Origin of the sequence: Pseudomonas syringae pv. coryli str. NCPPB 4273 (genome assembly GCF_000972175.1) — a bacterium.
In the GTDB taxonomy this organism is placed as follows: domain Bacteria; phylum Pseudomonadota; class Gammaproteobacteria; order Pseudomonadales; family Pseudomonadaceae; genus Aquipseudomonas; species Aquipseudomonas syringae.
In genome coordinates this window covers 311214-335090 of record NZ_AWQP01000004.1, presented here as the reverse complement: position 1 = coordinate 335090, position 23877 = coordinate 311214, and the positions used below count along the sequence as shown (strand labels likewise).

The following is a 23877-nucleotide window of genomic DNA, read 5'->3' as shown; positions in this document are numbered from 1 at the left end:
TGTAGGGTATGGTCCTGAAAAAACCTCGATGATCGAACACAAGGATGAAACACATGCGCTCATTTTCCCGCTCGCCACTGGCCGCCCATCTCGCTCTGGCGCTTGCGTTGACAGCTCTGGCACCGGCGGCCATGGCCGAACCGCATAAGGCCATCCAGGCCGATGCCGAGCAATACAAGGACGAAGCCTTGAAGCTGCTGGAGCGTCTGGTGAACATCGACTCGGGTTCCGGGTATGTACCGGGCCTGACCAAGGTCAGCGACATCGCGATAGAAGAACTGAAAAAGCTCGGTGCCACCATCGAGCTCGTTCCAAATACGCCAGAAGCCAGCAACCACGTCATCGCCACCCTGAAAGGCACCGGCAAGGCGAAGATTCTGCTGATGGCGCACATGGACACCGTGTTCAAGGAAGGCTCCGCGGCCGAGCGACCGTTTCATATCAAAGACGGGCGTGCCTACGGCCCAGGGGTGATGGATGACAAAGGCGGCATCGTTGCGGCTATCTATGCGCTGAAGGTGCTGCACAACCTGAAGTTCACCGACTACGCACAGATCACGGTGTTGCTCGACGCCAGCGAGGAGACCGGCTCAGGCGTCGCTACCGAGCTGATCAAGAAAACCGCGAAGGAGCATGACGTCACCCTCAACCTCGAGCCGGGTCGTCCGGCCGACGGTCTGGTGGTGTGGCGCAAAGGCTCGGCAACCGCGCTGGTCGAAGTCAAAGGCAAGGCCTCGCATGCAGGCGTTGCGCCTGAGCTGGGACGTAACGCCGCGACCGAAGTTGCCCATCAGATCCTGCAACTCGGCAAGCTGGGTGACGAGGAGAAGAAAACCACCATCAACTTTACCGTGCTCAAGGCAGGGGATCGCACCAACGTGATTCCCGATCAGGCCAGCGCCAAGGCTGATGTGCGTGCTGCCGTACCGGAGGAGTTCGACCGCGTCGAGCAGGATCTGGCCAGGGTGTCGGCCAACAAGCTGGTGCCTGATACCGAGGTCAAGACCAGCCTGGTCCGTGGCCTGCCACCAATGTCACAAACCGCGCAGTCCGATGCATTGGTCGCGATGGCGCAAGGCATATACGGCGAACTGGGTCGCACCCTGACCATCGAGGGCAGCGGCGGGGCGGCGGATTCAAGTCTGTCTGCCAGCGTGGGTACACCGACGCTGGACGGCTTCGGGATTGTCGGCGGCAATATCCATACGCCCGAAGAGTATGCCGAAGTGGGCAGCGTGGCGCCGCGGATCTACTTGCTGTCGCGAATGATCATGAAGTTGTCCGGGCAACAGTGATTCTACAAGCCTCCCGTGCGTGGCGCGGGAGGCTTTAGGGTGAATTGATTTTTCGGCGTTGATGCATTTAATGTCGATAACTCGATAAAAAGAGTTGGGGATAAACATGCAGTTTACAGGCTCATTTTTGATTTATAGCAGGGGCATCAAATAAATATTTCCTTGATCAGTCAATACGTATAGACAGCATTTTCCTGTTCTGGCAGACGGCTTGTTTTTAATTTCGTCACTTGTTATCCGTAGCAACCCCACTCCGGACACCCCCGTCCCAAATCATCCGAACCCCACTCCGCAATACCCACCCCTCAATAAACTAAACTACCCAGCGGCACCCGCTCGCTGTCCGGGCCTGAGGAAGTTGTCAGCCTTATCCTTATCGTTCTACGCACCTGCCAATGCTCGGTTTAAAACATAACAGAACTACCTATTCGCACGAACCGCATAAGGATAAGGCTTGGATGACAATGACTCCAGTGGATGGATCGGCTACCTTCGAGGTTAACAACCTGTTCAGAAAACCCAGGATCTGTTTTGACTGGGAGGACCTGCGTTACTTCGTAATGTTTTCCACGGTCAGTTCCCTGAGTGGCGCTGCAAGGATGCTGGGTGTGGAGCACGCCACTGTTTCGCGCCGTATCGCTTCGCTGGAGAAGTCTCTGAATGTAAAGCTTGTCGACCGTCGCAAGCGTTTGTATGAACTGACTGATGAGGGACGGCGTGTAGCGGCGATCGGGCGACAGATCGAGGCGCAGACCCAGGCCGTTGGCCGTCTCGCGGTTGCGGCTCAGGTGGTGCAGGGTGTGGAAGTGACCATCAGTGCGCCGCCGTCGGTGGCGGTCGAGAAGCTGGTGCCACAATTGGGGGCGTTTCGGGCGATGCATCCCGGCATTGTGTTGCGCTTGTTGGGCGATCACCAGTATTCGTCGTTATCCAGTTGCCAGTCTGACCTGTGCATACGGTTTTCCAAACCCGTTGAAAACGGCATCGTCGCGCGGCGCATTGGCACGGCTTCCTTTTCATTTTATTGCGCACGTTTTTATCTGGAGCAGCGCCCTCCGGAGCATTACGAGTTTATTGCTTATGACAATGAACTGATGAGTGACAGTCAGAACGGTTGGTTGAGGGATATCGTCGGTCATCGACCCTTTGTGCTGGAGGCCAAAACAGTGGAGTTGCAAATTCGTGCTGCCGAAACCGGTGTGGGCATCGCGTTACTGCCCAGTTTTGCCGTAGAGGACAATGATCGTCTGTGCCGGGTGGAGTTATCGGCTCCGCTGGAAGTTGATGTCTGGCTGGGCGTGCATGAAGACCTGCGCGCGGTGGCTTCCATCCAGGCTGCCATGAACTATGTGGAAAGCTGTTATCGCTAGCCAGGCCTGAGTTCGCGCTGGTCATGTTGACGGTAAACAGTCTTGCGGTGAAAAAATTCCCATCCCCTCATCAAATATCGACAGTTTACAAGTTCGGCTGTTTTGACGAGGATCAATGTTGAGTGGAGCAGTTCATGACTCGAAACTCCGAGACGTTAAGGTGTCGGCTCGGCAAGGTTTGTTAGATGGCGCGCTGTTGGATAATTATAAAAACTCATGCAGTGGCAAGATCATCTCAAGCACCCTGGTGACACCCTAAGGACAGCCGGAGATTCTCATGGCCGACGTAAAAATTCTCGACGTTACCTTGCGTGACGGTGGTTATCGTAACAACTTCAACTTCACAGAAGATCAGGCGCAGATAGTGGTCGCTGGCTTGGCCAGTGCGGGTGTCGACCTCTGCGAAATTGGTTATTGCAAAGGGTCCTTCGTCCCGAAAGGCGAGCACGGTCTGACCAGTGATGTAGGCGCAGGCTTCATTGAAAAGATTGCGCAGGCGGCCAACGGCCGTATCGAACTGGCCGTCATGGTTCACCCCAGAAACATCACCACGGATGACTTCGCCATGCTCAAGGAGCAGGGCGTTTCGATGATCCGCGTCTGTTTGAGGCGCGATCAACTGGATGAGGGGCTTGTGACCTTGTCGCTGGCTCGCGATTACGGCTTCAGTGTCAGCGCCAATGTGACGCATGTCACCTCGCAGACGCCAGGCAGCGTGCTTGATACGGCAGTGCGCGCGGAGGGGGCCGGCGCAGATATCGTTTGCTGTGCGGATTCCAATGGTCACATGTTGCCAGCCGATGTAGATCGACTGTTCAGTCGCCTCTCAAGCCGGCTGTTGGTGCCGCTGGGCTTTCACGCGCATAACAATCTGTCGTTGGCGCTGGCCAATGCAGCGGCCGCTATAGAAGCCGGCGCTGAATACATCGACACGTCCATATGCGGCATGGGCAAAGGGGCCGGCAATCTTCACCTGAGTATGCTGGTTGCCTACCTGGAGCGTACGGGCGTCAGTCATGGTTATGACCTGGTGAAAGTGATGGAACTGTCGGAAGCCACGGCCCGCGCGGTACCGCACAACAATATGCCCAGCCCGCTGATGGATGTCATTCTGGGCACTTACAACTTCCCCTATGACAGCAGTCAACGCGTGCGGGACACCCTCGAGCGCTTTCAGCTGACCTCCGAGTACCGAGCGATCGAGGTCATGTATCAGCAAGACAAGGTGGCGCGCCTTGCGCCGCGAGCGGTGTTGTCGACCAGCGGCCTGTCGAACAGCGCAAAAGGAGTCGCGCTATGACCACTCAAACGCTCAGAAAGCGCATCTGTGTCTTGCCCGGTGACGGGATCGGCATTGAGGTCATGGAGGCGGCGCTGCCGGTGATTGCGGCGTTGAACCTGCCGTTCGATCTGATTGCGGCGGACATCGGTTGGGAGTGCTGGAGGGCCGAGGGGGAAACCGTTCCGGCCCGGACCTGGGAGATCATGGCCAGTTGCGATGCGACATTGCTTGGCGCAATCACCAGCAAACCTCTGGCAGAGGCCGAAGCAGAGTTGCCACTGGCGCTTCAGGGCCAGAACCGCCGCTATGTCAGTCCGGTCATTCAGCTCAGGCAGAATCTCGACCTGTACGCCAATGTCCGCCCGGTCACTGACATGACTGGCGAAAACAGATTTCGCTTTGTCGTGATCAGGGAAAACACCGAAGGGCTTTATGCGGGGCTGGACTTCGGTTGTATCCCGGATGCACTGGTGCCGCTGCTCGAAGAGCGGGAAGCCCTCGGCGCGGCATGGCAGCGAGAAGGGCAGGACGATGCAACCGTGACGTTGCGCCTGCAGACGCGAAGTGGCCTGACGCGTATTTTCGAATACGCCTTCGAGTATGCCCGCAAGAACCATTTCACGCGGGTCACGTTTGTCGACAAACCCATGGTCCTGCGGCACAGCAGCGCCTTTGCACGGGGCATCTTCGAAGCAACAGCTCAGCGGTATCCGGACGTGACCGGGGTCATCGAGAATGTCGATGCGGTTGCCCTGTGGATGGTGCAGCGTCCCGAGCGCTTCGGGGTGATCGTTGCCGAGAACATGTTCGGCGATATTCTTTCCGATCTCGGCGCCGGAGTCATGGGAGGTCTGGGGTTTGCGCCCAGTGGCAACTTCGGCAATTCAGGGGCTTATTTCGAACCGGTACACGGCAGCGCGCCTGCCCATGCGGGGTTGAACAAGGCCAACCCCGGCGCGATGTTCATGGCCATCGCGCTGATGCTGGAGCATTTGGGGTTCCCGGCCGAGTCGGCGTGTATCAGCCAGGCCGTCAGCCTGGTTTCTCGCACATCCACACGCACGTATGACCTTGGCGGTTCCCATACCACGGCTCAAGTGGGCGAAGCGATCGTTCAGCAGTGCATCGAGTTGCAGTCCCGCACGTTCGGGTATGGCAACGAACAGGTTGCAGCACAGGGAGAACGTCATGTCAGCGCACTTTGAAGCTGTACCCATTGCGCAAGCCGTGCTGGAGGCATGTGAACATCTCGACACTGCGTCCTTGTCTGACGCGCTGGACAGCCTGGGGATCGACGGCGGGCTTTCGGGTATTGCCTCGCAAGTCCCTGGCACTCGTTGCGTGGGCATCGCCTTTACCGTGCAGTACGAGCCGGTCGATGCATCTGCGGTCTTCAAGGGTGCTGCCAACTATATCGATCATGTACCGGCCGGTGCGGTGATTGTTTCCTCAAACAACGGACGCCAGGACTGCACGGTATGGGGCGACATCATGACCCACTTCGCGCTGGCAAACGGTATCAAGGGCACCGTGATCGATGGCGTGGCACGCGATATCGATACGGTCATCGAGTGCAGTTACCCATTGTTCAGTCGCGGGCGTTTCATGCAGTCGGCAAAGAACCGCGCTCAACTCCAGGCTGTACAAGTGCCTCTGCTCATCGATGGCGTAACAGTCCGGCCCGGCGACCTTCTGGTGTGTGATGGCAGCGGCTGTGTTGTGATTCCCCAGCAACTGGCTGTCGAGGTCGTACGCCGTGCCCAGGCGGTCGAGCAGACGGAGCGCAGCATCATCGAAGCCATATCAGCCGGCTGGACGCTGGAAAAAGCCCGCAGCACCTATCGCTACGACCAGCCTTGGCTGACTGACGCTGAAAAAATCAGCGTCGCGATGCCTTCGCAGGCGTGAACCGATCTGCCTTCCCACTTGAATGGAAATGATGATGAAAATGGAATTGTTCGACGCTCAATCCGTCACCGATGACAACGCGGTTTATCTGATCAATGTCGTACAGGTGAATGAGGGGGCTCAGGATCTGGCCATTCAGATTCTTGAAGAGACGGTCAGTTACGTGGCACGCACTTACAGTGCCTTCAAATGGAGCCGATTGATGAAAAGCATCGACGGCAAGACCGTCATCAATCAGGCGCAATGGAGCGATCGCAGCCAGTTCGAGTCGCTGTTTACCGACGCAGAGTTTCTGTCGCGCTACTCCCGGTTGAAAGAAACCGGCACTTGGGAATATCACCTGTACAACGTGGCCGAGTACATCACCCCTGAAATTGCCTTACAGAAGGCTGGCTGAGCCACGACCGGCAGAAGAGGGCGGCGCACAGGCCGCCTTCGTCTGATATTCACTCGGATTGCACAGGGATTATGCGATGACCACGATCAATACAGCACTGACCTCACTTCTGGGCATTGACCACCCGCTGATTCTGGCGCCCATGGGCGGCGCTTCCGGCGGGCGTCTGGCGGCTGCGGTTTCCCGTGCCGGTGGCCTTGGCCTGGTGGGTGCCAGTTACGGCGACCCGCAATGGATGGCGCGTGAACTGGAGATGATGCGAGAGGTGCAGCAACCCTGGGGCGTCGGCCTGGTGATGTTTACCGTGGCCAAACAGTTCGAATTGCTTCTTCTGGCGCTGGAGTATCGTCCGGCGGTGGTTGCCCTGTCGTTTGGTGATGTACGTCCTTTCGTCAGGCCCATCCACCAGGCCAATGCCAAAGTCATCGTTCAGGTGCATGACGTCGACCAGGCGCTTGAAGCGCTGGACGCCGGTGCCGATGCGCTGATCGTGCAAGGTGCCGAGGCGGGTGGTCACAGTTTGCGCCGCGCTTCATTGCCGCTGTTTCCGGCGGTCCGCGACGCGGTGGGTGAGCATGTCGTGCTGATCGGTGCCGGCGGGATCGCCGATGGGCGTGGCATGGCTGCTGCGCTGGCGCTGGGCATGGACGGCGTGATGATGGGCACGCGCTTTCTGGCTTCGCAGGAGGCACTGCCTTCCGAACGGGTAAAACAGCGACTGCTGCAGGCGGTCGCGAGCGATACGGTGCGAACCCGGATCTTCGATCAGGTACGCGGCATCGATTGGCCTGAGGGCTACAGCGGGCGTGTGATCGGCAATGACTTTTCCGCTAGCTGGGTGGGTGAGGAGCAGGCTTTCGCTGCCTCAGCCGGTCAACTGCGTCTGGACTATGAAGCCGCGCTGGCGGCCGACGATGTCAGTATCCGGGCCATCTGGGCAGGCGAAGTCGCGGACCTGATCAAGGAGGTGCTGCCCGCACAACTGATTGTCGAGTCGACCTTGCGCGGGTATGCCGCCAGTGTCGAACGCCTTCGCACGACCCGCTGATCCGTCACGATTGAGCCCTCACGATGGAGCAACGACCGGACCCGCTCGACAAGGCGGGTCTTGTCCTTTTTGCAGGAGCAAAAGCCATGAGTCATTGCATGACCTGTCGGACCTTTGGTGTCGGGCATTCGCGCGTCTTTATTTTGTCACCGGTGATGCCGGTCTGGGACGAGGGTGGTTTTGCCCAACCGCTGATCGAGCATTTCACCGCGGCCGGTTTTCAGGTCACGGTGTTTGATTCCCTGTCGCTGCCCGTCGTGCCGGGTGAGGGTTTTGGCGCATTTGCCGAGCGCTGGGCCTGCGCGCTCGAGCCGTGGGGTGTGCCGGATGTACTGGTCGGCGTTGCCCTGGGTGGTGCATTGGTGCAGGCACTGGCAGGCACTTCATTTCTGCAGTCGACACCTGCCTTGCTGCTGCTGTCTTCCCCAGCCAAGGCCGACGGGTTACTCGATTCCAGGCTGGGACATATGGCATACCTGACCGAACAGGGGCATGTCGAGCAAGCCAGGCATCTGTTGGACAATCTGGTATTGCCTGACGGGCAGGTCCATGAACGAGCGGACCCAGCCGGCCACGAGAGTGACGCGACGCTTTCGATGCAGGGGCAGCGCCTGACAGTGGGTTTCCGGTTGCTGGCTGGTGTGGATCTCAGTGAATGCCTGCTCGATTACCAGGGGCGTGTGTTGAGCGTGTTCGGCGAAAAGTCGCAGTTGGTGGGCGTGCGCAATGTGCTGCGTACCCGTGGCCGGAAGCAACGCTCGCTGTGCGTGGAGGGGGGCGGGATGCGTCCGCTGGCGGATGACTTGCAGCAGGTGCTGGACAGCATCGACGCGTTCCTGATGACCCGCCAGGAGTGTGTGCAATGAGCCAGGTCGACGCGCTGAACTTCATCGATGTGCATTACCACGCCAATCCTGACGCGTTCATTCGTCGTCATGGTGCGATCGAGGCGGGCAGGTGCTACGCGCGGGCACAGGGCAGGGTGGTGCTGAAGAATCATCTGGGGTGTACGGCAGCCCAGGCGTGGGAAGCGCGCGATCAGGGTTTTCCGGTCAGTGGCTCAGTGGTGCTGAACGAGATTGCCGGCGGCATCGACTACCGTGTGGTCGAGCGCAGCCTCTGTTTGCGTGGCGATGAGCCGGGGCGTTTCCTGGTTCACTTGCCAACCGTGACCGGCAGGACGCATGCCAGCACGCTGGCCCGCAACCTGAGTCATCCGCTGTTGCGGGACAAGCCCATCAAGCCTGCCAGAGTGACATCGGAGAACGGCCGCCTGACACCACAGGCGCTGGATATTCTGAGAATGGCGCGCGACTATCCGCTGGTGATCTCGACCGGGCATGCTGACGCCAATGAAGTCAGGACGTTGATCGACGAAGCGCTGCGGATCGGTGTGCCAAGGTTGATGCTCAATCAGCCTGCCAATCCGTTGACCGGTCTAGACGCGGCCGAGCTTGCGCTGATGGGCACAGAGCCATCGGTCTACATCGAGCAGACCGCACTGACGTACCTGCTGGGCTATCAGGACCGGCAGGATTTCAGCGATGTGTTGAGTCATGTCGGCAATGTGGTCTACAGCTCGGACCTGGGGCAGACCAGTCAGATCGATGTCCACCAGTGGCTGTCGCTGAGCGGGCAGTGGTTCGACGCGTTCGGCTTGAGCGGCGAGCGCCGCACCGAGGTGACTCTGTTGAATCCGCAACGCATGTTGGCCCTTTAAACTGTCCGGATAAGGCCGCCCTGGCCAGCACTGCCAGGGCGGCCTGGCCATCAGGCTACTTCTGCGGACACCTTCGAAGCAATCGCCTCCACACCTCTGGATTCACGCAGGCCCGCGTCTTCCATCAGTGGCAGTGTTTCTCTCACGAAGTCCTTTATACCCTCGTGGTAATCGAGCCACGTCAGGGCAATGCCGTCGATCCCCCAGTCAGAGTATTTCCTGAACAGCTCCACGATCTTCTCGGGTGTGCCCACCAGTGGCACCCCGGCGAATCCGGCCTTGAAGTGGAAACGGAAACGCACGGCGTCTTCGGGGGTGAAAATGCCGGTCTGGATACCCAGCTCGCCGGTAATGATGTCGCAGCCCTCATCGTCACCCACCTGGTTGGCGTAATAGTCCAGGTAAGCGTCTGCTTCCTCTTGCGTGTCCTTCTGCACCACGTAGCCATAACACCATATCTTTATGTCACGGCCGAACTTCTGTTTCGCCAGGTCCTTGTAGGACGCAATCTGCTCACGCACGGCCTGTTCGCCGTCCAGATGTTTGACGATCAGGAACGCGGCATCGCAATGTTCTGCACAGAACAGTTTGCCGCGCGGCGACCCTCCGGCATTGATCAGGTAGGGTTTATTCAGGGGTTGTGGCTGCGAGATTGCGCCGCAGATGTTGAAATACTCGCCTTTGAAGTCGAACGGGGTCTGCTGCTCCCAGGCATTTTTTGCAATGTGCAGCCACTCTTCCGCGTAGTCGTAGCGTTTGTCGTGCTCCATCATGTGGCCGCTGAACATGCGCATTTCCGCGCCATACCAGCCGCAGAGGATATTCAGCCCGAAGCGCCCGCCGCTGATGTGGTCGATGGTCACCGCCTGTTTGGCCGCGAACAGCGGGTGCACGGTGGGCAGGTGCGAGGTGGTGAACACGGCGATCTGACTGGTCAGGGCTGCAATCCCGGCAGCCCAGGTATAGGTTTCGAAACAGACACCGCCGGTATTGTTGGTACCGCCGAAACCTTTCCAGCGGCCTACCGGTATGAAGGCCTCAAACCCCGCATCGTCGGCAATCCGGGCGATTTCCAGGTTGCCAGCCCAATCGTCTCCGCGCAGGCGTTCAGGCGCATTGGTGACGGTGCAGCCACCCTCGGTATTGGTGGAGAAAACACCCAGCTGTATCTTGTTCGGGCTGCTGCGCATCGGGTTGGTTTTTATCGGATAGGATTTTTCAGCGCGCATCGTGACCTCCCAGGTCGGTAGTTGGATCGTTCGTCCTTGCTAAATCCTGAACCTGCGGTGGCCGTGCCGACCAAGTATTCGGTCAGGCATGATCACCCCGGCGGGTCGGGAAGTACGGCAGCACATACTCTTCCAGCTCTTGCAACACTTCTGTGGCCGGACGCCTCAGGGGCTTGAGGTTCAGCGCCACATGCGAAACCCCCTGTTCCCGCTGACGCTGCCACAGGGCGATGAGGGCGTTGCGCCCGGTACTGATTCCGCGGCCGACTTTCATCGGCGCGTCCTTGTTCTCGTCCAGATCGAAGAACGTCGCATAGCCGTAGGGCTTGAAGTGCCTTTGCTCATTGGCACTGCGCCAATGATTGATCACTTCAGGCAGGGTGTCGAAGCCGCTCTGATGCCATATCCAGCCATCCATGTGATTGGCCAGCCATTTGATGTCCTGCTGACAGCGGCCGATGGCAAGCATCGGCAGCCGCCCGAAAACCGGTTTCGGCAGTAGGTCCAGCGCGCCATTGAGTTGTCCGTAATGGCGCGATCTGAACACTGGAAAAGACTGCTCGGTCACCGCGTGCAGCAGTTCGACGCCGTCCCTGAAGCGTTCCGCGCGGGTGTCGAAATGCTCGCCGAACGCGGGATATTCGCCTGGCCTGTCCCCTGTAGACAAACCCAGCAGGAAGCGTCCTTCAAGCAACACGTCGACGCTGCACGCCTGTTTGGCCACCATCAGCGGATTGCGCAACGTCAATATGATGCCTGCCGTGCCGATGCAGATTTGCCGGGTGACGGCAGACAGCAGCGCGGCGTAGACAAAAGGGTCGAACACTTGACCGGCGTCGCCGAACCCCGGATCAAGAAGCGGTACGTCGCGCAGCCACAGCGCGGCGAAACCGGCCTTGTCGGCCTGAATGGCGAGTGCCAGATGGTCTTTCATGGTCGGTGCTGCGGAGTCGGGGTAGCCCTCCAGTGGCGCAATCAGCCCGAACGTGAGATGACCCGGCGCGAACACCTTTGCAAAGGCGGGATGCCGCTTTGCGCCTGGTATTTCATAGGGACTCACTTGGTTTCGCCCGCCAGTTCAAGCGTGTTGGAGGGCTCTACGGGTGGCTCTTCATGAGCGCGTACGCGACCAAGCAGCGCAAAGACCGCCACGGCCGTCAGCACGGTGGCGGCGCTTAGAATGAACAGCAGGTTGCGGAAGGCACTGACGTACTCTTGATGCAGCAACGCTGCCTGGCCGGACAGCAGGCTGGTCGCATTGTGCAAGTCGCCCAGGGCGGCGCGGTTGGCCGCTTCGGTGACCACCTCAGGTGAGACACCCTTGAGTGCGTCGAAAAGTCCCCATTGAATGAACGTTGCAAGCAGGGCGCCGGCGATTGCGATAGCGATCCCGTCTGCCGAAACGCGTACCGCATTGAAGATGCCGGTGGCCATACCGGCGCGTTCCTTTTCGACGACACTGATCGCCATGCCATCCATCAGCCCCCAGGGCAGGCCGATACCGATACCGATCAAGGCCATCGGCAGCAACGCTGTCCTGATCGCGCCACTGTCCAGTGCCAGCGCCAGCCATAACAGGCCGGCCGCCACCAGCAGCAGCCCGACGCCGGACAGCAGTCCTGACGTGAAACGACGTGCCAGCTGCGCGGCAAGCAGGGGCACGATCAGCAGGGGCGCAGCCAGGGCAGTCATCATCTGCCCGGTTTCCAAGGCGCTGAGGCCGTCGATGCCGATGAAGCGCGCTGGCAGCATGATGATCAGCACGACGAAGAAAAATGCGGGAGTGGCTGCAAGAATCTGCACGCCGACAAAGCGCGCGCTCTTGAACAACGAGAGATCCAGCATGGGACGGGCGACGCGCCGCTCCACCGCAATGAATACCCAGAACAGCAGCAGTGAGCCGATGATGCCACCCATCACCAATGGATCGGTCCAACCCTCTTCAGGGGCGAGCAGAATGGCATAAGTGAACAGGGTCAATGCTGCGGTAAAACTGATTGCGCCCGGCCAGTCCATACCTGTTGCGTCGGGATCCTTTGACTCGGTGGCGCTGAACAGCACCAGCAGGAACCCCGCGACGCCGATGAGTGCAGTCGCATGGAATGACCATTTCCAGCCTGCCGAATCCACCAGCGAGCCGGCTGCGAGAGGGCCGAAGGCCAGACCTATACCGAAGGTGGTGCCCAGCAGGCTGAAGACTCGGGTGCGCTCGGCGCCATGAAAGGTCTGGGCAAGCGACGACATCGCCCCGGCGAACGCTGCTGCACCGCCCAGGCCTTGAACCAGTCTCAGCAGGTCGATCTGGACGACGGAGGAGGCTGCCGGAATGGCGAAGGTGGAGAGCACGAATATCGCCAGCCCGATCAGCCAGACGCGTTTTCTGCCGTAGATATCCGTCAGGCTCCCGGCGGCCATCATCGCGCTGCCGTAGGTCAGGATGTAGGCGTTGATGACCCAGGTCAGCTCGACGGCTGATCCGCCCAGTGCCTGGTTTATCGAAGGCAGAACCACGGCAGGGCCCGTGAAGCATAACGGGATCAGAATGCCGGTCAGGCAAGCGGCGAGCAGTTGCCCCCATCGTCCTGCAGTGGGCTGTGTTTGAACCCTGTGTGCTGTGGTCATGTGCAATGTCCCTGTGAAGCGTGCCCGGTTTTGCCGTGGTGCACGCGCTTATCCAAGAGCGATCGCCCTGACGCGAGATTAGGGGTTGCGCCCGCAAACAAAAACAGGCTTATGTTCCGAACGTATAGGACAGGGTTGTCCTGAATAGGAGTGGGTATTGGAATCGCTCGGAAGCATCGCCGTGTTCGTTCTGGTTGCTGAAACGCGGAGTTTTACCCAGGCCGGAAAACGCCTGGGCATCTCTTCGTCGGGGATCGGCAAGAGTATTGGCCGTCTGGAGGAGAGCCTCGGCGTCCGCCTTTTTCATCGCAGTACGCGCAGTATCGCCCTGACGCTGGAAGGCTCGATATTCCTGGAGCGTTGCCGGCGGATTCTGTCGGAGCTGGAAGCGGCGGAAATGGAGTTGAGCAATGCCAGAGACTTGCCCAAGGGCAGGTTGCGGATCAGTTTGCCATTGGTCAGCGGACTGGTGATGCCGGTGATCATCGACTTCATGCGTACCTATCCCGATATCGAACTGGACATCGATTTCTCCGACCGCATGGTCGATATCATCGAGGAGGGCTTCGATATCGTGTTACGCACCGGCGATCCCGGTGACTCGGGGCTGATGTCGAAGCGGATGGGCAGTTTCCAATTGCGCGTTGTCGGCGCTCCGGACTATTTTGCCCGGCACGGTATACCCCGGCATCCTGGGGACCTGAGTCAGCACGCCTGCCTGTTGCACAAGTTTCCTTCCACTGGAAGGTTTGAACACTGGCCGCTGCGCCGTGAGGCAGGCGTCGACGATCTCGAGTTACCCCAGGCCATGGTGTGTAATACCACCGAGATTCTGGTGGACGTCGCGCGGGCCGGGTTGGGAATTGCCTGTCTGCCGGACTTCATGATTTTATCGGCCATTCGCAACGGCGAGCTGATACCTGTCCTGGATGACTACACGGTGCATACCGGAACGTTCAGATTGCTCTGGCCGTCCAGCAAGCATCTTTCGCTGCGACTGCGAGTCTTCATTGATTTCATGCACGCCCATTTGTTCGCTCCTCCGTCAGTATGACTGCGCGGAGCGAGCCTGCAGCACCTGGCAAGGAGCACTGCTATGTACACGCTTTTCGGCACGCAAGGTTCGGGTTCGGCTGCGATCGAGATAGCGCTTCGGCGTTGCTCGGTGCCTTTTACCCTGAGCGAAGCCTGTGGGTGGGAAGAGGGGCCTGGCAAGGAGGCGTTGAGGCGGGTCAACCCGTTGATGCAGGTCCCCACGCTGTTGCTGGCCGATGGCACGGTACTCACTGAAAGTGCTGCGATCCTGATTCATCTGGGCCTGGAGCACCCCGACTCCGGACTTCTGCCTGGCAAGTCCGCGCAGCGTGCTCAAGCGCTACGCGCGCTGGTTTACATTGCAGCCAATTGCTACGCCGCCATCGGGATCATTGATTACCCGCAGCGCTGGCTGGCAGGTTCCGACGATGATCTGGAGAGGCTGCTCGAAGCGGGCGCCCGGACGCGGTTGCATGAACACTGGGAGACGTTTGCCGACCTGTTTGGTGATGCCGGGATCTGGCGTTGCAATGCGCCCGGCGCAGTGGAGATTCTGGCCTCTGTCGTGACGCGATGGAGTGGCGCGCGCGAGCACCTGCGTAACACCCGGGCGGATTTTCATGCGCTGTTGCTAAAGGTTGACGCTGAGCCAGTGGTCAACGCGGTCATACGACGCCATTGGCCTTGAGGCACCCGGCGACAGGATGAAGCGGGTTAGAAAATAAAAAAGCCGAACAGTGAATGTTCGGCCATTTTTATTTAACGGGTATTTAACGGGTATCTGAAGTAACCACGCCTCGCCGGCGATGAGCCGTTGTTATTGTTCGGTTATATGGGCTGGTGCGTTCGTTGCACTGATCGGGCCCAGTATTCTCAAGTAGAGATGCACGGTAGTGCCGCTTCCAAGTGCTGTTTCGACGCGTGCGCCTCCGCCGGCATTTACCGCAAACTCCTGCACCTGAACAAGGCCAAGCCCGGCACCCGGGTCCGAACTTCGGGTTGTGAAGAAGGGTTCGAACATCTGCTCCTTGAGCTCGGCGGTCATGCCAGGACCGTTATCTTTCACGCTGAGTACCAGATAATCGCCTTCCGGGAATTGCGGGTCGTCCTTGACGGACTCCAGCCGGGTCGAGATATGCACCTTGCCGGGGCCTGAAATTGCATCACGCGCATTGCTCAGCAGATTCAACAAGGTGGTATGCAATTGCGCTTCGGCGCACAACACGCCCCAGCCTCGGGCGGATAGGTCGAATGACAGCTCCAGCGTGTCGCCCGCCGAACGCAACAGAAGATCACGCGCGGCATCGATCCGTTCGCTGACATCGATGCAGATCAGTTCGGAACCGTCCTGGCGAACGCTGTTGAGCAGGCGAGTCACCAGTTGGCGACCGTGATCCACCGCTCGCAGTCCGGTATCGCTGAGCGTCTCGACGTCGGTCGGACGGCGTGAGCGCATGCGAATCAGTTGCAGGCTGGCGCTCAGTGCCTGGAGCAGGTTGTTGAAGTCATGAGCGATGCTAGCGGTGAGCATGCCCAGCGACGACACCCGTTGCGACTGGCGCAGGTTGCGCTCCAGCGCCAGGCTTTGGCTCTGTGAGCTTTCGAGCCCCAGCGCCAGGCTTTGGCTCTGTGAGCTTTCGAGCCCCAGCGCCAGTTCGGCGGCGTGCTGGTCACGCTGCTCCGAAACCAGGCGGTATTGCATCAGGGCTGCGGTTTGCCGCGCCAGTGCCAGCAGGGCACGACGTTGCTGGTCGCTCAGTACGCGCGGCCAGATATCGATCACGCAGACGGTGCCCAGTGCATGGCCGGCCTCGGTACGAATCGGCGCACCTGCATAAAAGCGGATGTAGGGAGGCCCCAGCACCAGCGGGCTCTCTCTGAAGCGAGGATCGGTGGTCGCGTCTTCAACCACCAGCACATCGGAAGGCTGCAGGATGGCGTGGGCGCAGAATGCCAGGTCGCGATGCGTCTCCTGCACGTCCAGGCCGATGCAGGCCTTGAACCACTGGCGTTCTCGGTCAACCAGCGAGACCAGCGCAATGGGCGCGTCGCACAGTGTTGTGGCGAGCAGCACAATGTCGTCGAAGTCTTGCTCGGGAGCACTGTCCAGTATCTTGAGATGCTCAAGGGACAGGACACGTTCTTCCTCGCTGGCGGGAAGTGGCGCAGGGTGGTGGGTCATGGGGCGCACCGCGATCGGATGAAATAGGTCTTATGATGCCTATGATCCATAGAGCGCAGCAAGGTATACACCGCATAAATCAGCTCGGCGTGCGCAGGTTTGAGCGGTGTCCCCCTTATTCGGGCTACTCGGTCGACATACAGTGAGGCAATCGGGCGCAGTTCGCAGGGCGTCATGATCGGGCTCGAATACCCTCGCAACAGTCACTTCTTACTGTTGGCGCCGACTCTTTCAATCCTATATATCGAGGTGATATTAAATGACGCTCGTAATAAAAATTAAAGTTCGCTCGATATAAGAAGTTTGCAGGTGTCGAGAGTAACGAGCGGGCCTTTCTGAATGCGGCATTTGTAACTTATTATGTCCATATTGTACGTGCTGTGTAATAAACTGCCGTCCGGTTTTTGCCTTGGCAAAGATCGTGAGCCCATTAATAACGTCCGTATTCTTCTGGAGCAACGCCAATGCCCGGCCCAAATGAATCAAGTCCTGCCGAACTTCTGCCCGAGGGAGCTCCCGACGATCGAGTCACCAGTCTGCTATGGGGGCCATTCTGGCTCGGGGATTCGTCCGGCACCCATTTGACTTACAGTTTTCATAAGGCCGACTCTGTCTATGCCACTGACTACAGTCGCTCTCAGGAACCGGGCGATGCCTATTCGCTGACCGACGCCCAGGCGGCAGCCGCAAAAAGCGCACTGGATGCCTGGAGTGCAGTGGCAGATATCAAGTTCACCGAAGTGCAGGACACCCCCGATAATGTCGGAGACATCCGTTTCGGTGGCTTCAAGGGGTTGCAAGGCACCGAGTTTGGCCAGGCTTATGCGCCAGGTACGCTGGGTCGCTCCGGCGATGTCTGGATCGGGCCGAACGTCAACGCGGCCGATCCTGCCAAGGGCACGGATGATTACCTCACGTTCATGCATGAAACCGGTCATGCACTGGGCTTGAAGCATTCGTTCGAAGCCTCGCAGTACAACGATGTTCTGCTGGATGCCAAATTCGAAGATGCGCGTTACACCATCATGAGCTACACCAACAACTACAGCTTCAAGCCCACCACGCCGATGCTGCTCGATGTCGCGGCCATGCAGTTCATATACGGTGCCAACACCCACTATCACACCGGCGACGACGTCTACAAATGGGCACCTGGGCAGTCGGTATTCGAGACCATCTGGGACGCTGGCGGCAAAGACACCATTGATGCCAGCAATCAGGAAACATCGGTGAAAATCAACCTCAACGAGGGTGAGTTCAGCACCATCGGCAAGGCGTTTCTCGATTACAACGCGAACCCTGATGCACCGACGTCGATGAATTCCGGTCTGGCGATCGCCTACGGGGCGCACATCGAAAACGCCATAGGTTCCGCTTTCAATGACACGCTGATCGGCAACGAACTGGATAACGTGCTCAATGGCCGCGGCGGTCTGGATACCATGATCGGCGGGCTGGGCAACGATACCTACGTCATCGATCAGGCAGGCGAACTGGACCTGGTTCAGGAAAAGGCCGATCAGGGCATCGATACGCTGAAGATCACCTACGACAATACCTCGCCCATTGCACAGGTGATCAACCTCAATGCCGGGACGTTGGCTAACTTCGAGAATGTCCACCTCAAAGGTGAGGGTGCGTTCACCGTGCTGGGCAATGATCGCAACAACACCCTGACCGGCAATGACGCGGACAACGTTCTGTTCGGCGGCGCCGGCAATGACAAACTGGTGGGCGGTCAGGGCGCCGATATCATGACTGGCGGTAGCGGCGCTGACCGTTTCGTGTTCAACGACCTGTCGGAAATGGGCAAAGGCCACAACAGTGACGTGATTACCGACTTCAATAGCCAGCAAGGCGACAAACTGAGCTTCTTGAAGATGGATGCCAACGTGGACACCAAAGCCCTCGATGCTTTCAGCTTCATCGGCAGCGGCGAGTTCACCGGCGCTGGCCAGCTGCGTTTCGCTGACCATGTGCTGTCCGGCAACGTCAATGGCGATCTGCATGCGGACTTTGAAATCCAGCTGGTCGGCGTCAGCGAGTTCCATGCCCACGATCTGGTGGTCTGATCGCTGACCTGAAAGACCGATCTCAATGACAGGACTGCGCCGCTGACAGGCGCAGTCCTTTCTCGCCGACTTTCCCCCTTCTTTTCTGGTTTCAATCGCGCACCGCAATTGTGCGACGCGTCTTTTTGCGCGTTTTTTGGCACCGTGACGGTGCTGTTACAAAATTTAAAACCACAAATTCAATATATCCAACAAAACCCACTTGACTCGTCAGGGGCTGCTGAATGTAATGCCCCGACAGTCGTTGGTGCCGTGCATTGCGCATAAGTGTCTGAGAGGTATCTGCTTTGATTGAGTCCAAGCCATCTTCCATGCCTAACGTGATTGAAGCTGCCAAGCTTGTTCGCGAAGGGGGCCTGACGCCGATACGTTTGACCGAGTTGTGCCTGGCAGCGATCGAAATCCACAATTCCACATTGAATGCATTCGGTGATGTGTATGCCGAGGCCGCGCTTGAACAGGCCGCAAGCATGACAGCCGAACTGCAACGCGGTGAGGTACGCGGGCCGCTGCACGGCATACCCTTTGGCATCAAGGATCTCTTTTCCACTGCCGGGCTACGCACCACACGGGGGTCGTTGACTGCGCTGGAGTCGGTGCCGGTTCATGACGCACCCATCATCCGTCGTCTCAAAAACGCTGGCGCGATTATTCTCGGCAAGACCGCGACCACCGAGTTCGGCTGGACGGGCGCCAGTACGTCACGGGTGTTCGGCAATGGGCGCAACCCCTGGGACCCGAGCCTCACCAGCGGCGGCTCCAGCTCCGGTTCAGCCATTGCCGTGGCGGCGCGCATGGTTCCTGCGGCCCTGGGCTCGGACGGCGGCGGCTCGGTACGCATACCGGGCTCGTTCTGTGGCGCATTTGCCCTCAAGGGCACATTGGGGCGTATTCCCACCTGGCCCTGGTCGGCCACCGAAATGCTCAGTCATGCCGGGCCGATCACCCGAAGCGTGCGCGACAGCGCGTTGCTGTTCGACATTCTGTCAGGCCCCGATCCACTCGATCATCAGGCGCTGCCAGCCCCCGACGAATCCTTTCTGGTCCGGTGCGACCAGCCGCTGAAACCCTTGCGCATCGGTTTCTGCCCGACGCTGTTCGACACGCCGGTCGATGCGCAAGTCGCCGCAGCGGTTGACGCCGCCGTGGGCAATATCGCCAGGTCGCTGCCCGTTACAGTCAGCACGCTCAAGCCGGATTGGCAGGACCCGTTGGCAACCTTCGAAACCCTGTGGGTCGCCGGGCGCGGTATTGCCTATGGCAAGGCGCTTGCGCAGAAACTGGACCAGCTCGATCCGGGCTTTGCCGATCTGATCAAGCGCTCTGCCCAGTACAGCCTGAGTGATTATCTGCAGGCCCTGCAACAGCGAGCGGCCTTCGCCAATCAGGTGCACGCGCTGTTTGACGATTACGATCTGCTGCTCATGCCCACCCTGCCGATCCTGCCGTTTGCCGCAGACGATGTCGCCCCTGTGGGCTATGCCGGGCAGGACGGCGCTGTGCCTTGGGCGCGCTGGACGCCGTTCACTTACCCTTTCAACATCACGGGCAACCCTGCGGCCAATCTGCCTTGTGGGCGGAGCAGCGCAGGACTGCCGATCGGTCTGCAGGTCGTCGGCCCACGCTTTGCCGATGCCCAGGTGCTGCAGTTCTGTGCTGCGGTAGAAGCCATTGCGCCCTGGGATCAGCACCTGCCACCGGTTTCGGGGCAATAGACATGTCGCTCTTGCACGCAGATCAGCGGCCCAAGGGCCCGGACACTGGAGTCATCACTTTGCAACGGAATGTCACCCCCATGCTCAATCAGCCGCGTCTGGACGAAATCATGCGCCTGCTCGTTCAACAACAGCGGGTCAAGGCGTCGGACCTTGCACAATTGCTGTTCGTCTCCGAAGAGACCATCCGCCGCGACTTCAAGCATCTGGAGGAGGAGGGCAGGTTAAGGCGAATTCACGGCGGTGCCATTCTGCCCAGGTCCAGCGAAGAATTGCCGTTGCAGGAGCGCAGCAGGCTCAAGCCTCGCGCCAAGGCGAGCATCGCCGTGCGTGCTGCGCAGTTGGTCAGTGAAGGCATGGCGATCTTTCTCGACACCGGTACCTCGACGCTGGCGCTGGCCCAGCAACTGACCCGGTTCAGTCAGTTGAAGATCATCACCAATTCGCTGGACATCGCCCAGCTGATATCGCACCAGAGCGACAATCAGGTTCTGGTTGCGCCTGGCGATGTGCGGCGCACCGACAACGCCTTGATAGGCCCCCATACACTGGAGTTCGCCCGGCAGTTTCACTACGACATTGCCTTCATGGGCATCGGTGGCATTGACCTGGACTTCGGCCTTATGGATTACCAGGAGCCGGAAGCCATGTTGCGCAGGACCCTGGTCAGGCATTGCACGCGCAGTGTGGTGCTGGCCGACGATGGCAAGTTCGGTCATCGCACCTTTATCAACACACTGCCATTTGCCGCGATCACGACCCTGGTCACCAATCGCGCGCTATCCGACGAGTTTGCGACACGCCTGGAGAAAGATCATGTCGACACCCTCTATTCCTGAGCTGATCGAGCCGAGCGCAACTGATCTGGCAGCGTTCGAAGCCTTGTTTCGGCAAAGCTCGGCTATCGGTGCGACACCGGCCGGTGGCCTGCATCGGCTGGCGGCCTCGGCTGAAGACGGACAGGTACGTGACCTGTTTCGGGGCTGGCTCGACGCGCACGGCTTCGAAGTTCGCATCGATGCGGTGGGCAACCTGTTCGGCCTCATGACCTTTGATCCCGATGCGCCTTATCTGCTCTGCGGTTCACACCTGGACAGCCAACCGAGTGCCGGGCGTTTCGATGGCGTATACGGCGTGCTTGCCGGTGCCGTGGCGGTGTCCAGTCTGGCGCGGCAATTGCGTGAACGTGGCAATGTCCCGCGCTGCAATCTGGCGGTCGTCAACTGGACCAACGAAGAGGGCGCGCGCTTTCAGCCGAGCCTGATCGGCAGCGGTGTGTTCACCGGGGCCTTGACGCTGGATAACGCCTGGGAAAGCCGCGATGGCGACGGCATCCGGCTCAAGGACGCCCTGCAGGCCATCGGTTATCTGGGCAACGACCGGGTTGATTTGAACATTGCCGGGTATGTTGAAATTCATGTCGAGCAGGGCGCTGGCCTGGAAAGCAGCCAGACCGCCATCGGCGTTGTGCGCGAGACCTGGGCTGCCCTGAAAAGGCGGGTACGTTTCGACGGCGAACAGAATCACACCGGCCCCACGCCCATGGCCGCGCGCCGGGATGCGTTGCTGGCCGCCGCACACACCATCACTGCGGTGTATGACGAAGCCTTGCAGCACGGCGTGCAGATGCACAGTTCGGTAGGGCGTATCGAGGTCTACCCCAATTCGCCCAACGTGGTGCCTTCGCGGGTGTCGCTGCTGATCGAGTACCGCTCCCGCGATGTCGATCTGCTGAGCGCTGCCTCGGAACGCCTGGATGCAACGCTGAGCGCGATCGCTGACAAGACCATGACATCGTTTGAAGTGGAAAGCAGCGTGTTGCGCTCACCTGCCAGGCTGCATGACGGGTTCGCTGGACTGGCGCATGACGTAGGCGCCGAGCTGGGTTTGTCGACCACCGACAGCATGACCGTGGCCGGTCACGATGCGATCAGTCTGAACAGGCGCTATCCCGTGTGCCTGCTGTTCATCCCCAGCAGCAATGGCGTTTCCCATAACGAGGCCGAGTACACCAGCGATCAGGACATGCACAACGGTTTGCGCATGCTGACCGGTCTGTTGCATCGGGCTTGCACCTCATCTGCGTCATTTGGTTGAGGGGCTGACCATGTCATATGCCGACGACTTGACCACACGCCTGCGCAGCGCATTGACATCCTGCGGGTTCGCGGCAGACGCCGAGATCGAGAACGTTACCCAGGGCGTGGCTTCGCCCTCGAGATTGTCGACCGAGTGGGCCGGCTTTCGGGTCAGCAGCGCGCAGGGCGCTTGCTACGTCAAGGTTCTGCATGCCGACATGGCGCCAGTGATCGATTTCGATAACGTAGCCCAGGCCAGCGAATGTGCCGGCCGTAGCGCTGCTGCACCGCGGCTCCTTGGCGCAGACCAGGCCAATGGCGTGCTGATCTTCGAGGACCTGGGTGTCGACTGGCGAGCTGCGCGGCTCGACGATCTGCTCGCACCCGGCCGGCTTCAAGCGCTGTGGGCACTCAAGCGGCAGGTGCATGCCGGACCTGTGCCTGATGTGGTGCGTTCACCGATGGCGGATATCCAGCGCCTGCGCACACTGTGCGAGCACGATAACGTTGCGCTGCCTGCCGAGCATCAATGGATCGACCGTTGCGTCGACATGGCCTGGCAGGCGCTGCAGAGCCGCTCCGTGCAAGCGGCTCCGCTGCACGGCGACGGTGTGTCGAGCAACGTCATGGTGTCCAGCGAAGGCCAGTTGCGTCTGGTGGATTTTGACTACGGTGGCTGCATGGACCCGTGGTACGACGTGGCGATGACCCTCAATGAGCTTTATTCGTTCGAGCGCCAGTGGCGCGAAGGGATCAGCGCGTGGGCCGGACAATGCCTGGAAATCGACTACGCCGTGTGCCGTCTGTATGCATTGATCAACGACTGGTACTGGACATTGTGGGGGCTTTGGGCCGGTACCACGTCCTCGCGGCCACTGGAGTTTTCCAAGGTTGGGCAATGGACGCTGTTGCGTTGCCGACAATGCGTTCAGGACCCGCGGCTGGAAGGCTGGATGCGTCAGGTTCAGGAGGGTAGAGCATGAAAACGTTAGGGCAGTCGGTCAGTACCCAGGAGCGACAACTGGAAGCCGCCGTGCGCAGCATTGAGGGCTGGCAGGGTCGCCGCGTTGATTATGAGCCTGTCAGTGGCGGCATCTCCAACACCAACTGGCGGGTCGAGGTCGAGGGCGCCGACACGGCTTACTTCTTCAAGGTGCCAGGCGTCGGTACAGAGATGTTCATCGACCGTCACACCGCCCACGAGGCCAGTGTGAAGGCTGCGCAAACCGGTTATGGCGCACCGGTTTTCGCCTTCCTCGAAGCCTTTGGTGTCGAGGTGTTCGAGTTCATGGAGGGCTGGCGGGCGTCGTCCAACCATGACTTTCTGCAGCGCGACATACGCCACAGTGCCCTGCACGGGCTCAAGGCATTCAACGATCAACCGCTGCTGCAACAGACCAAGACCGTATTCGACATGATCGCCGAGCATCAGAGCCAGGTGGCGGAACTGAAGGGCATCAAGCCTCAGGATGACGATTGGTTGTGCCTGCAATACCAGCGCGCAAAAGCTGCGCTGCAAGCTTCCGGGATCGATCTTGCGCCGTGCATGAACGACACGCTGGCAGGCAACTTCATGCTCAACGCGGATCGCCAGATTCGTCTGGTGGATTTCGAGTACGCCTCCAACAACGATCGCCATTATGAATTGGCGCTGTGGTTCGGCGAGATGTTTTTCAGCGACGACATGGAGCTGGCGCTGATCGAGGATTACTTCGGCCAGGTCAGCGCGCAAACCGTCGCGCGGATCAAGCTCAACAAAGCCTTGGCCGACATCAAATGGTCGACCTGGGCGATGGTGCAGCACGCGGTGTCGCAACTGGACTTCGACTTCTACAAGTACGGCACCTGGAAGCACATGCGGGCGCGCAGCATCATCAATGATTCGCAATGGGAAACCTGGCTGCGGCAGGTCTGAGTCGATCTC

Annotated in this window: 21 protein-coding genes; 17 read left to right on the top strand and 4 right to left on the bottom strand. The window is 59.5% G+C overall.

Translation table 11 applies throughout. The features are described from left to right. The first annotated feature begins 53 nt into the window (after positions 1-53). The 9 genes from P406_RS03365 (at position 54) to P406_RS03325 (ending at position 9020) form a co-directional block, all read left to right on the top strand. Positions 54-1295 carry a M20/M25/M40 family metallo-hydrolase gene (locus tag P406_RS03365; RefSeq protein WP_046235331.1) on the top strand — a complete coding sequence of 414 codons (1242 nt, stop codon included), beginning with the start codon at positions 54-56 and terminating at the stop codon, positions 1293-1295. 458 nt (positions 1296-1753) lie between these two features. Beyond that, the gene (locus P406_RS03360; RefSeq protein WP_082100683.1) at positions 1754-2665 is read left to right on the top strand and encodes a LysR family transcriptional regulator; all 912 of its coding nucleotides are present in this window, start codon (positions 1754-1756) and stop codon (positions 2663-2665) included. 277 nt (positions 2666-2942) lie between these two features. Then, positions 2943-3965 carry a hydroxymethylglutaryl-CoA lyase-like TIM-barrel protein gene (locus P406_RS03355; protein WP_046235330.1) on the top strand — a complete coding sequence of 341 codons (1023 nt, stop codon included), beginning with the start codon at positions 2943-2945 and terminating at the stop codon, positions 3963-3965. Further along, complete coding sequence (locus P406_RS03350) at positions 3962-5152, top strand: isocitrate/isopropylmalate dehydrogenase family protein (protein ID WP_046235329.1); 1191 nt, start codon at positions 3962-3964, stop codon at positions 5150-5152. The genes P406_RS03355 and P406_RS03350 overlap by 4 nt, the downstream gene beginning before the upstream one ends. After that, positions 5136-5855 (top strand): RraA family protein, encoded by a 720-nt coding sequence (locus tag P406_RS03345; protein ID WP_003417467.1) that lies wholly within the window; start codon positions 5136-5138, stop codon positions 5853-5855. Before P406_RS03350 ends, P406_RS03345 begins: the two co-directional genes overlap by 17 nt. Before the next feature lie 34 nt (positions 5856-5889). Next, positions 5890-6252, top strand: coding sequence for an antibiotic biosynthesis monooxygenase (locus tag P406_RS03340; RefSeq protein WP_003315407.1), 363 nt, complete (start codon positions 5890-5892; stop codon positions 6250-6252). 76 nt (positions 6253-6328) lie between these two features. Further along, on the top strand, positions 6329-7300 hold the full coding sequence (locus tag P406_RS03335) for an NAD(P)H-dependent flavin oxidoreductase (protein ID WP_003394687.1): 972 nt from the start codon (positions 6329-6331) through the stop codon (positions 7298-7300). Between the two features lie 86 nt (positions 7301-7386). After that, on the top strand, positions 7387-8166 hold the full coding sequence (locus tag P406_RS03330; protein WP_046235328.1) for a hypothetical protein: 780 nt from the start codon (positions 7387-7389) through the stop codon (positions 8164-8166). Then, the gene (locus P406_RS03325) at positions 8163-9020 is read left to right on the top strand and encodes a DUF6282 family protein (RefSeq protein ID WP_046235327.1); all 858 of its coding nucleotides are present in this window, start codon (positions 8163-8165) and stop codon (positions 9018-9020) included. The genes P406_RS03330 and P406_RS03325 overlap by 4 nt, the downstream gene beginning before the upstream one ends. 50 nt (positions 9021-9070) lie before the next feature. Here the strand turns inward: P406_RS03325 and P406_RS03320 are convergent, their stop codons facing one another. The 3 genes from P406_RS03320 to P406_RS03310 all read right to left on the bottom strand — a co-directional run bounded on the left by P406_RS03320 (position 9071) and on the right by P406_RS03310 (position 12871). Then, positions 9071-10249, bottom strand: coding sequence for an LLM class flavin-dependent oxidoreductase (locus tag P406_RS03320; protein ID WP_024650416.1), 1179 nt, complete (start codon positions 10247-10249; stop codon positions 9071-9073). A gap of 82 nt (positions 10250-10331) precedes the next feature. Further along, the gene (locus P406_RS03315) at positions 10332-11309 is read right to left on the bottom strand and encodes an LLM class oxidoreductase (protein ID WP_017279612.1); all 978 of its coding nucleotides are present in this window, start codon (positions 11307-11309) and stop codon (positions 10332-10334) included. Next, positions 11306-12871 (bottom strand): MFS transporter, encoded by a 1566-nt coding sequence (locus P406_RS03310; RefSeq protein ID WP_024665002.1) that lies wholly within the window; start codon positions 12869-12871, stop codon positions 11306-11308. Before P406_RS03310 ends, P406_RS03315 begins: the two co-directional genes overlap by 4 nt. Positions 12872-13028: 157 nt before the next feature. Here P406_RS03310 and P406_RS03305 point away from each other — a divergent pair, with 157 nt between their 5' ends. Next, positions 13029-13925, top strand: coding sequence for a LysR family transcriptional regulator (locus tag P406_RS03305; protein ID WP_003417451.1), 897 nt, complete (start codon positions 13029-13031; stop codon positions 13923-13925). Between the two features lie 42 nt (positions 13926-13967). After that, positions 13968-14594: a glutathione S-transferase gene (locus P406_RS03300; protein WP_046235326.1), complete on the top strand. Its 627-nt coding sequence runs from the start codon at positions 13968-13970 to the stop codon at positions 14592-14594. Between the two features lie 129 nt (positions 14595-14723). Here P406_RS03300 and P406_RS03295 read toward each other — a convergent pair whose 3' ends face one another. After that, positions 14724-16088, bottom strand: coding sequence for a sensor histidine kinase (locus P406_RS03295; protein ID WP_046235325.1), 1365 nt, complete (start codon positions 16086-16088; stop codon positions 14724-14726). Positions 16089-16552: 464 nt separating this feature from the next. Here P406_RS03295 and P406_RS03290 point away from each other — a divergent pair, with 464 nt between their 5' ends. The 6 genes from P406_RS03290 to P406_RS03265 all read left to right on the top strand — a co-directional run bounded on the left by P406_RS03290 (position 16553) and on the right by P406_RS03265 (position 23868). After that, positions 16553-18160: a M10 family metallopeptidase C-terminal domain-containing protein gene (locus tag P406_RS03290; RefSeq protein WP_046235324.1), complete on the top strand. Its 1608-nt coding sequence runs from the start codon at positions 16553-16555 to the stop codon at positions 18158-18160. Between the two features lie 311 nt (positions 18161-18471). Continuing rightward, a complete protein-coding gene (locus tag P406_RS03285) occupies positions 18472-19875 on the top strand; it encodes an amidase (RefSeq protein WP_046235323.1) in 1404 nt (467 codons plus the stop codon). Positions 19876-19955: 80 nt separating this feature from the next. Beyond that, positions 19956-20714 (top strand): DeoR/GlpR family DNA-binding transcription regulator, encoded by a 759-nt coding sequence (locus P406_RS03280; protein ID WP_003417444.1) that lies wholly within the window; start codon positions 19956-19958, stop codon positions 20712-20714. Continuing rightward, the gene (locus P406_RS03275; RefSeq protein WP_046235322.1) at positions 20692-21972 is read left to right on the top strand and encodes a Zn-dependent hydrolase; all 1281 of its coding nucleotides are present in this window, start codon (positions 20692-20694) and stop codon (positions 21970-21972) included. The genes P406_RS03280 and P406_RS03275 overlap by 23 nt, the downstream gene beginning before the upstream one ends. A gap of 10 nt (positions 21973-21982) precedes the next feature. After that, positions 21983-22936: an aminoglycoside phosphotransferase family protein gene (locus P406_RS03270; protein ID WP_046235321.1), complete on the top strand. Its 954-nt coding sequence runs from the start codon at positions 21983-21985 to the stop codon at positions 22934-22936. Further along, entirely contained in the window at positions 22933-23868 is a 936-nt protein-coding gene (locus P406_RS03265) for a choline kinase family protein (protein WP_046235320.1), read from the top strand. The genes P406_RS03270 and P406_RS03265 overlap by 4 nt, the downstream gene beginning before the upstream one ends. Positions 23869-23877 lie beyond the last annotated feature (9 nt).

Bases quoted from the DNA above. Each gene is read 5' to 3' on its own strand.
- P406_RS03365 (WP_046235331.1), top strand. From the start codon at position 54: ATGCGCTCATTTTCCCGCTCGCCACTGGCCGCCCATCTCGCTCTGGCG.
- P406_RS03360 (WP_082100683.1), top strand. From the start codon at position 1,754: ATGACAATGACTCCAGTGGATGGATCGGCTACCTTCGAGGTTAACAAC.
- P406_RS03355 (WP_046235330.1), top strand. From the start codon at position 2,943: ATGGCCGACGTAAAAATTCTCGACGTTACCTTGCGTGACGGTGGTTAT.
- P406_RS03350 (WP_046235329.1), top strand. From the start codon at position 3,962: ATGACCACTCAAACGCTCAGAAAGCGCATCTGTGTCTTGCCCGGTGAC.
- P406_RS03345 (WP_003417467.1), top strand. From the start codon at position 5,136: ATGTCAGCGCACTTTGAAGCTGTACCCATTGCGCAAGCCGTGCTGGAG.
- P406_RS03340 (WP_003315407.1), top strand. From the start codon at position 5,890: ATGAAAATGGAATTGTTCGACGCTCAATCCGTCACCGATGACAACGCG.
- P406_RS03335 (WP_003394687.1), top strand. From the start codon at position 6,329: ATGACCACGATCAATACAGCACTGACCTCACTTCTGGGCATTGACCAC.
- P406_RS03330 (WP_046235328.1), top strand. From the start codon at position 7,387: ATGAGTCATTGCATGACCTGTCGGACCTTTGGTGTCGGGCATTCGCGC.
- P406_RS03325 (WP_046235327.1), top strand. From the start codon at position 8,163: ATGAGCCAGGTCGACGCGCTGAACTTCATCGATGTGCATTACCACGCC.
- P406_RS03320 (WP_024650416.1), bottom strand. From the start codon at position 10,249: ATGCGCGCTGAAAAATCCTATCCGATAAAAACCAACCCGATGCGCAGC.
- P406_RS03310 (WP_024665002.1), bottom strand. From the start codon at position 12,871: ATGACCACAGCACACAGGGTTCAAACACAGCCCACTGCAGGACGATGG.
- P406_RS03300 (WP_046235326.1), top strand. From the start codon at position 13,968: ATGTACACGCTTTTCGGCACGCAAGGTTCGGGTTCGGCTGCGATCGAG.
- P406_RS03295 (WP_046235325.1), bottom strand. From the start codon at position 16,088: ATGACCCACCACCCTGCGCCACTTCCCGCCAGCGAGGAAGAACGTGTC.
- P406_RS03290 (WP_046235324.1), top strand. From the start codon at position 16,553: ATGCCCGGCCCAAATGAATCAAGTCCTGCCGAACTTCTGCCCGAGGGA.
- P406_RS03285 (WP_046235323.1), top strand. From the start codon at position 18,472: ATGCCTAACGTGATTGAAGCTGCCAAGCTTGTTCGCGAAGGGGGCCTG.
- P406_RS03280 (WP_003417444.1), top strand. From the start codon at position 19,956: ATGCTCAATCAGCCGCGTCTGGACGAAATCATGCGCCTGCTCGTTCAA.
- P406_RS03275 (WP_046235322.1), top strand. From the start codon at position 20,692: ATGTCGACACCCTCTATTCCTGAGCTGATCGAGCCGAGCGCAACTGAT.
- P406_RS03270 (WP_046235321.1), top strand. From the start codon at position 21,983: ATGTCATATGCCGACGACTTGACCACACGCCTGCGCAGCGCATTGACA.
- P406_RS03265 (WP_046235320.1), top strand. From the start codon at position 22,933: ATGAAAACGTTAGGGCAGTCGGTCAGTACCCAGGAGCGACAACTGGAA.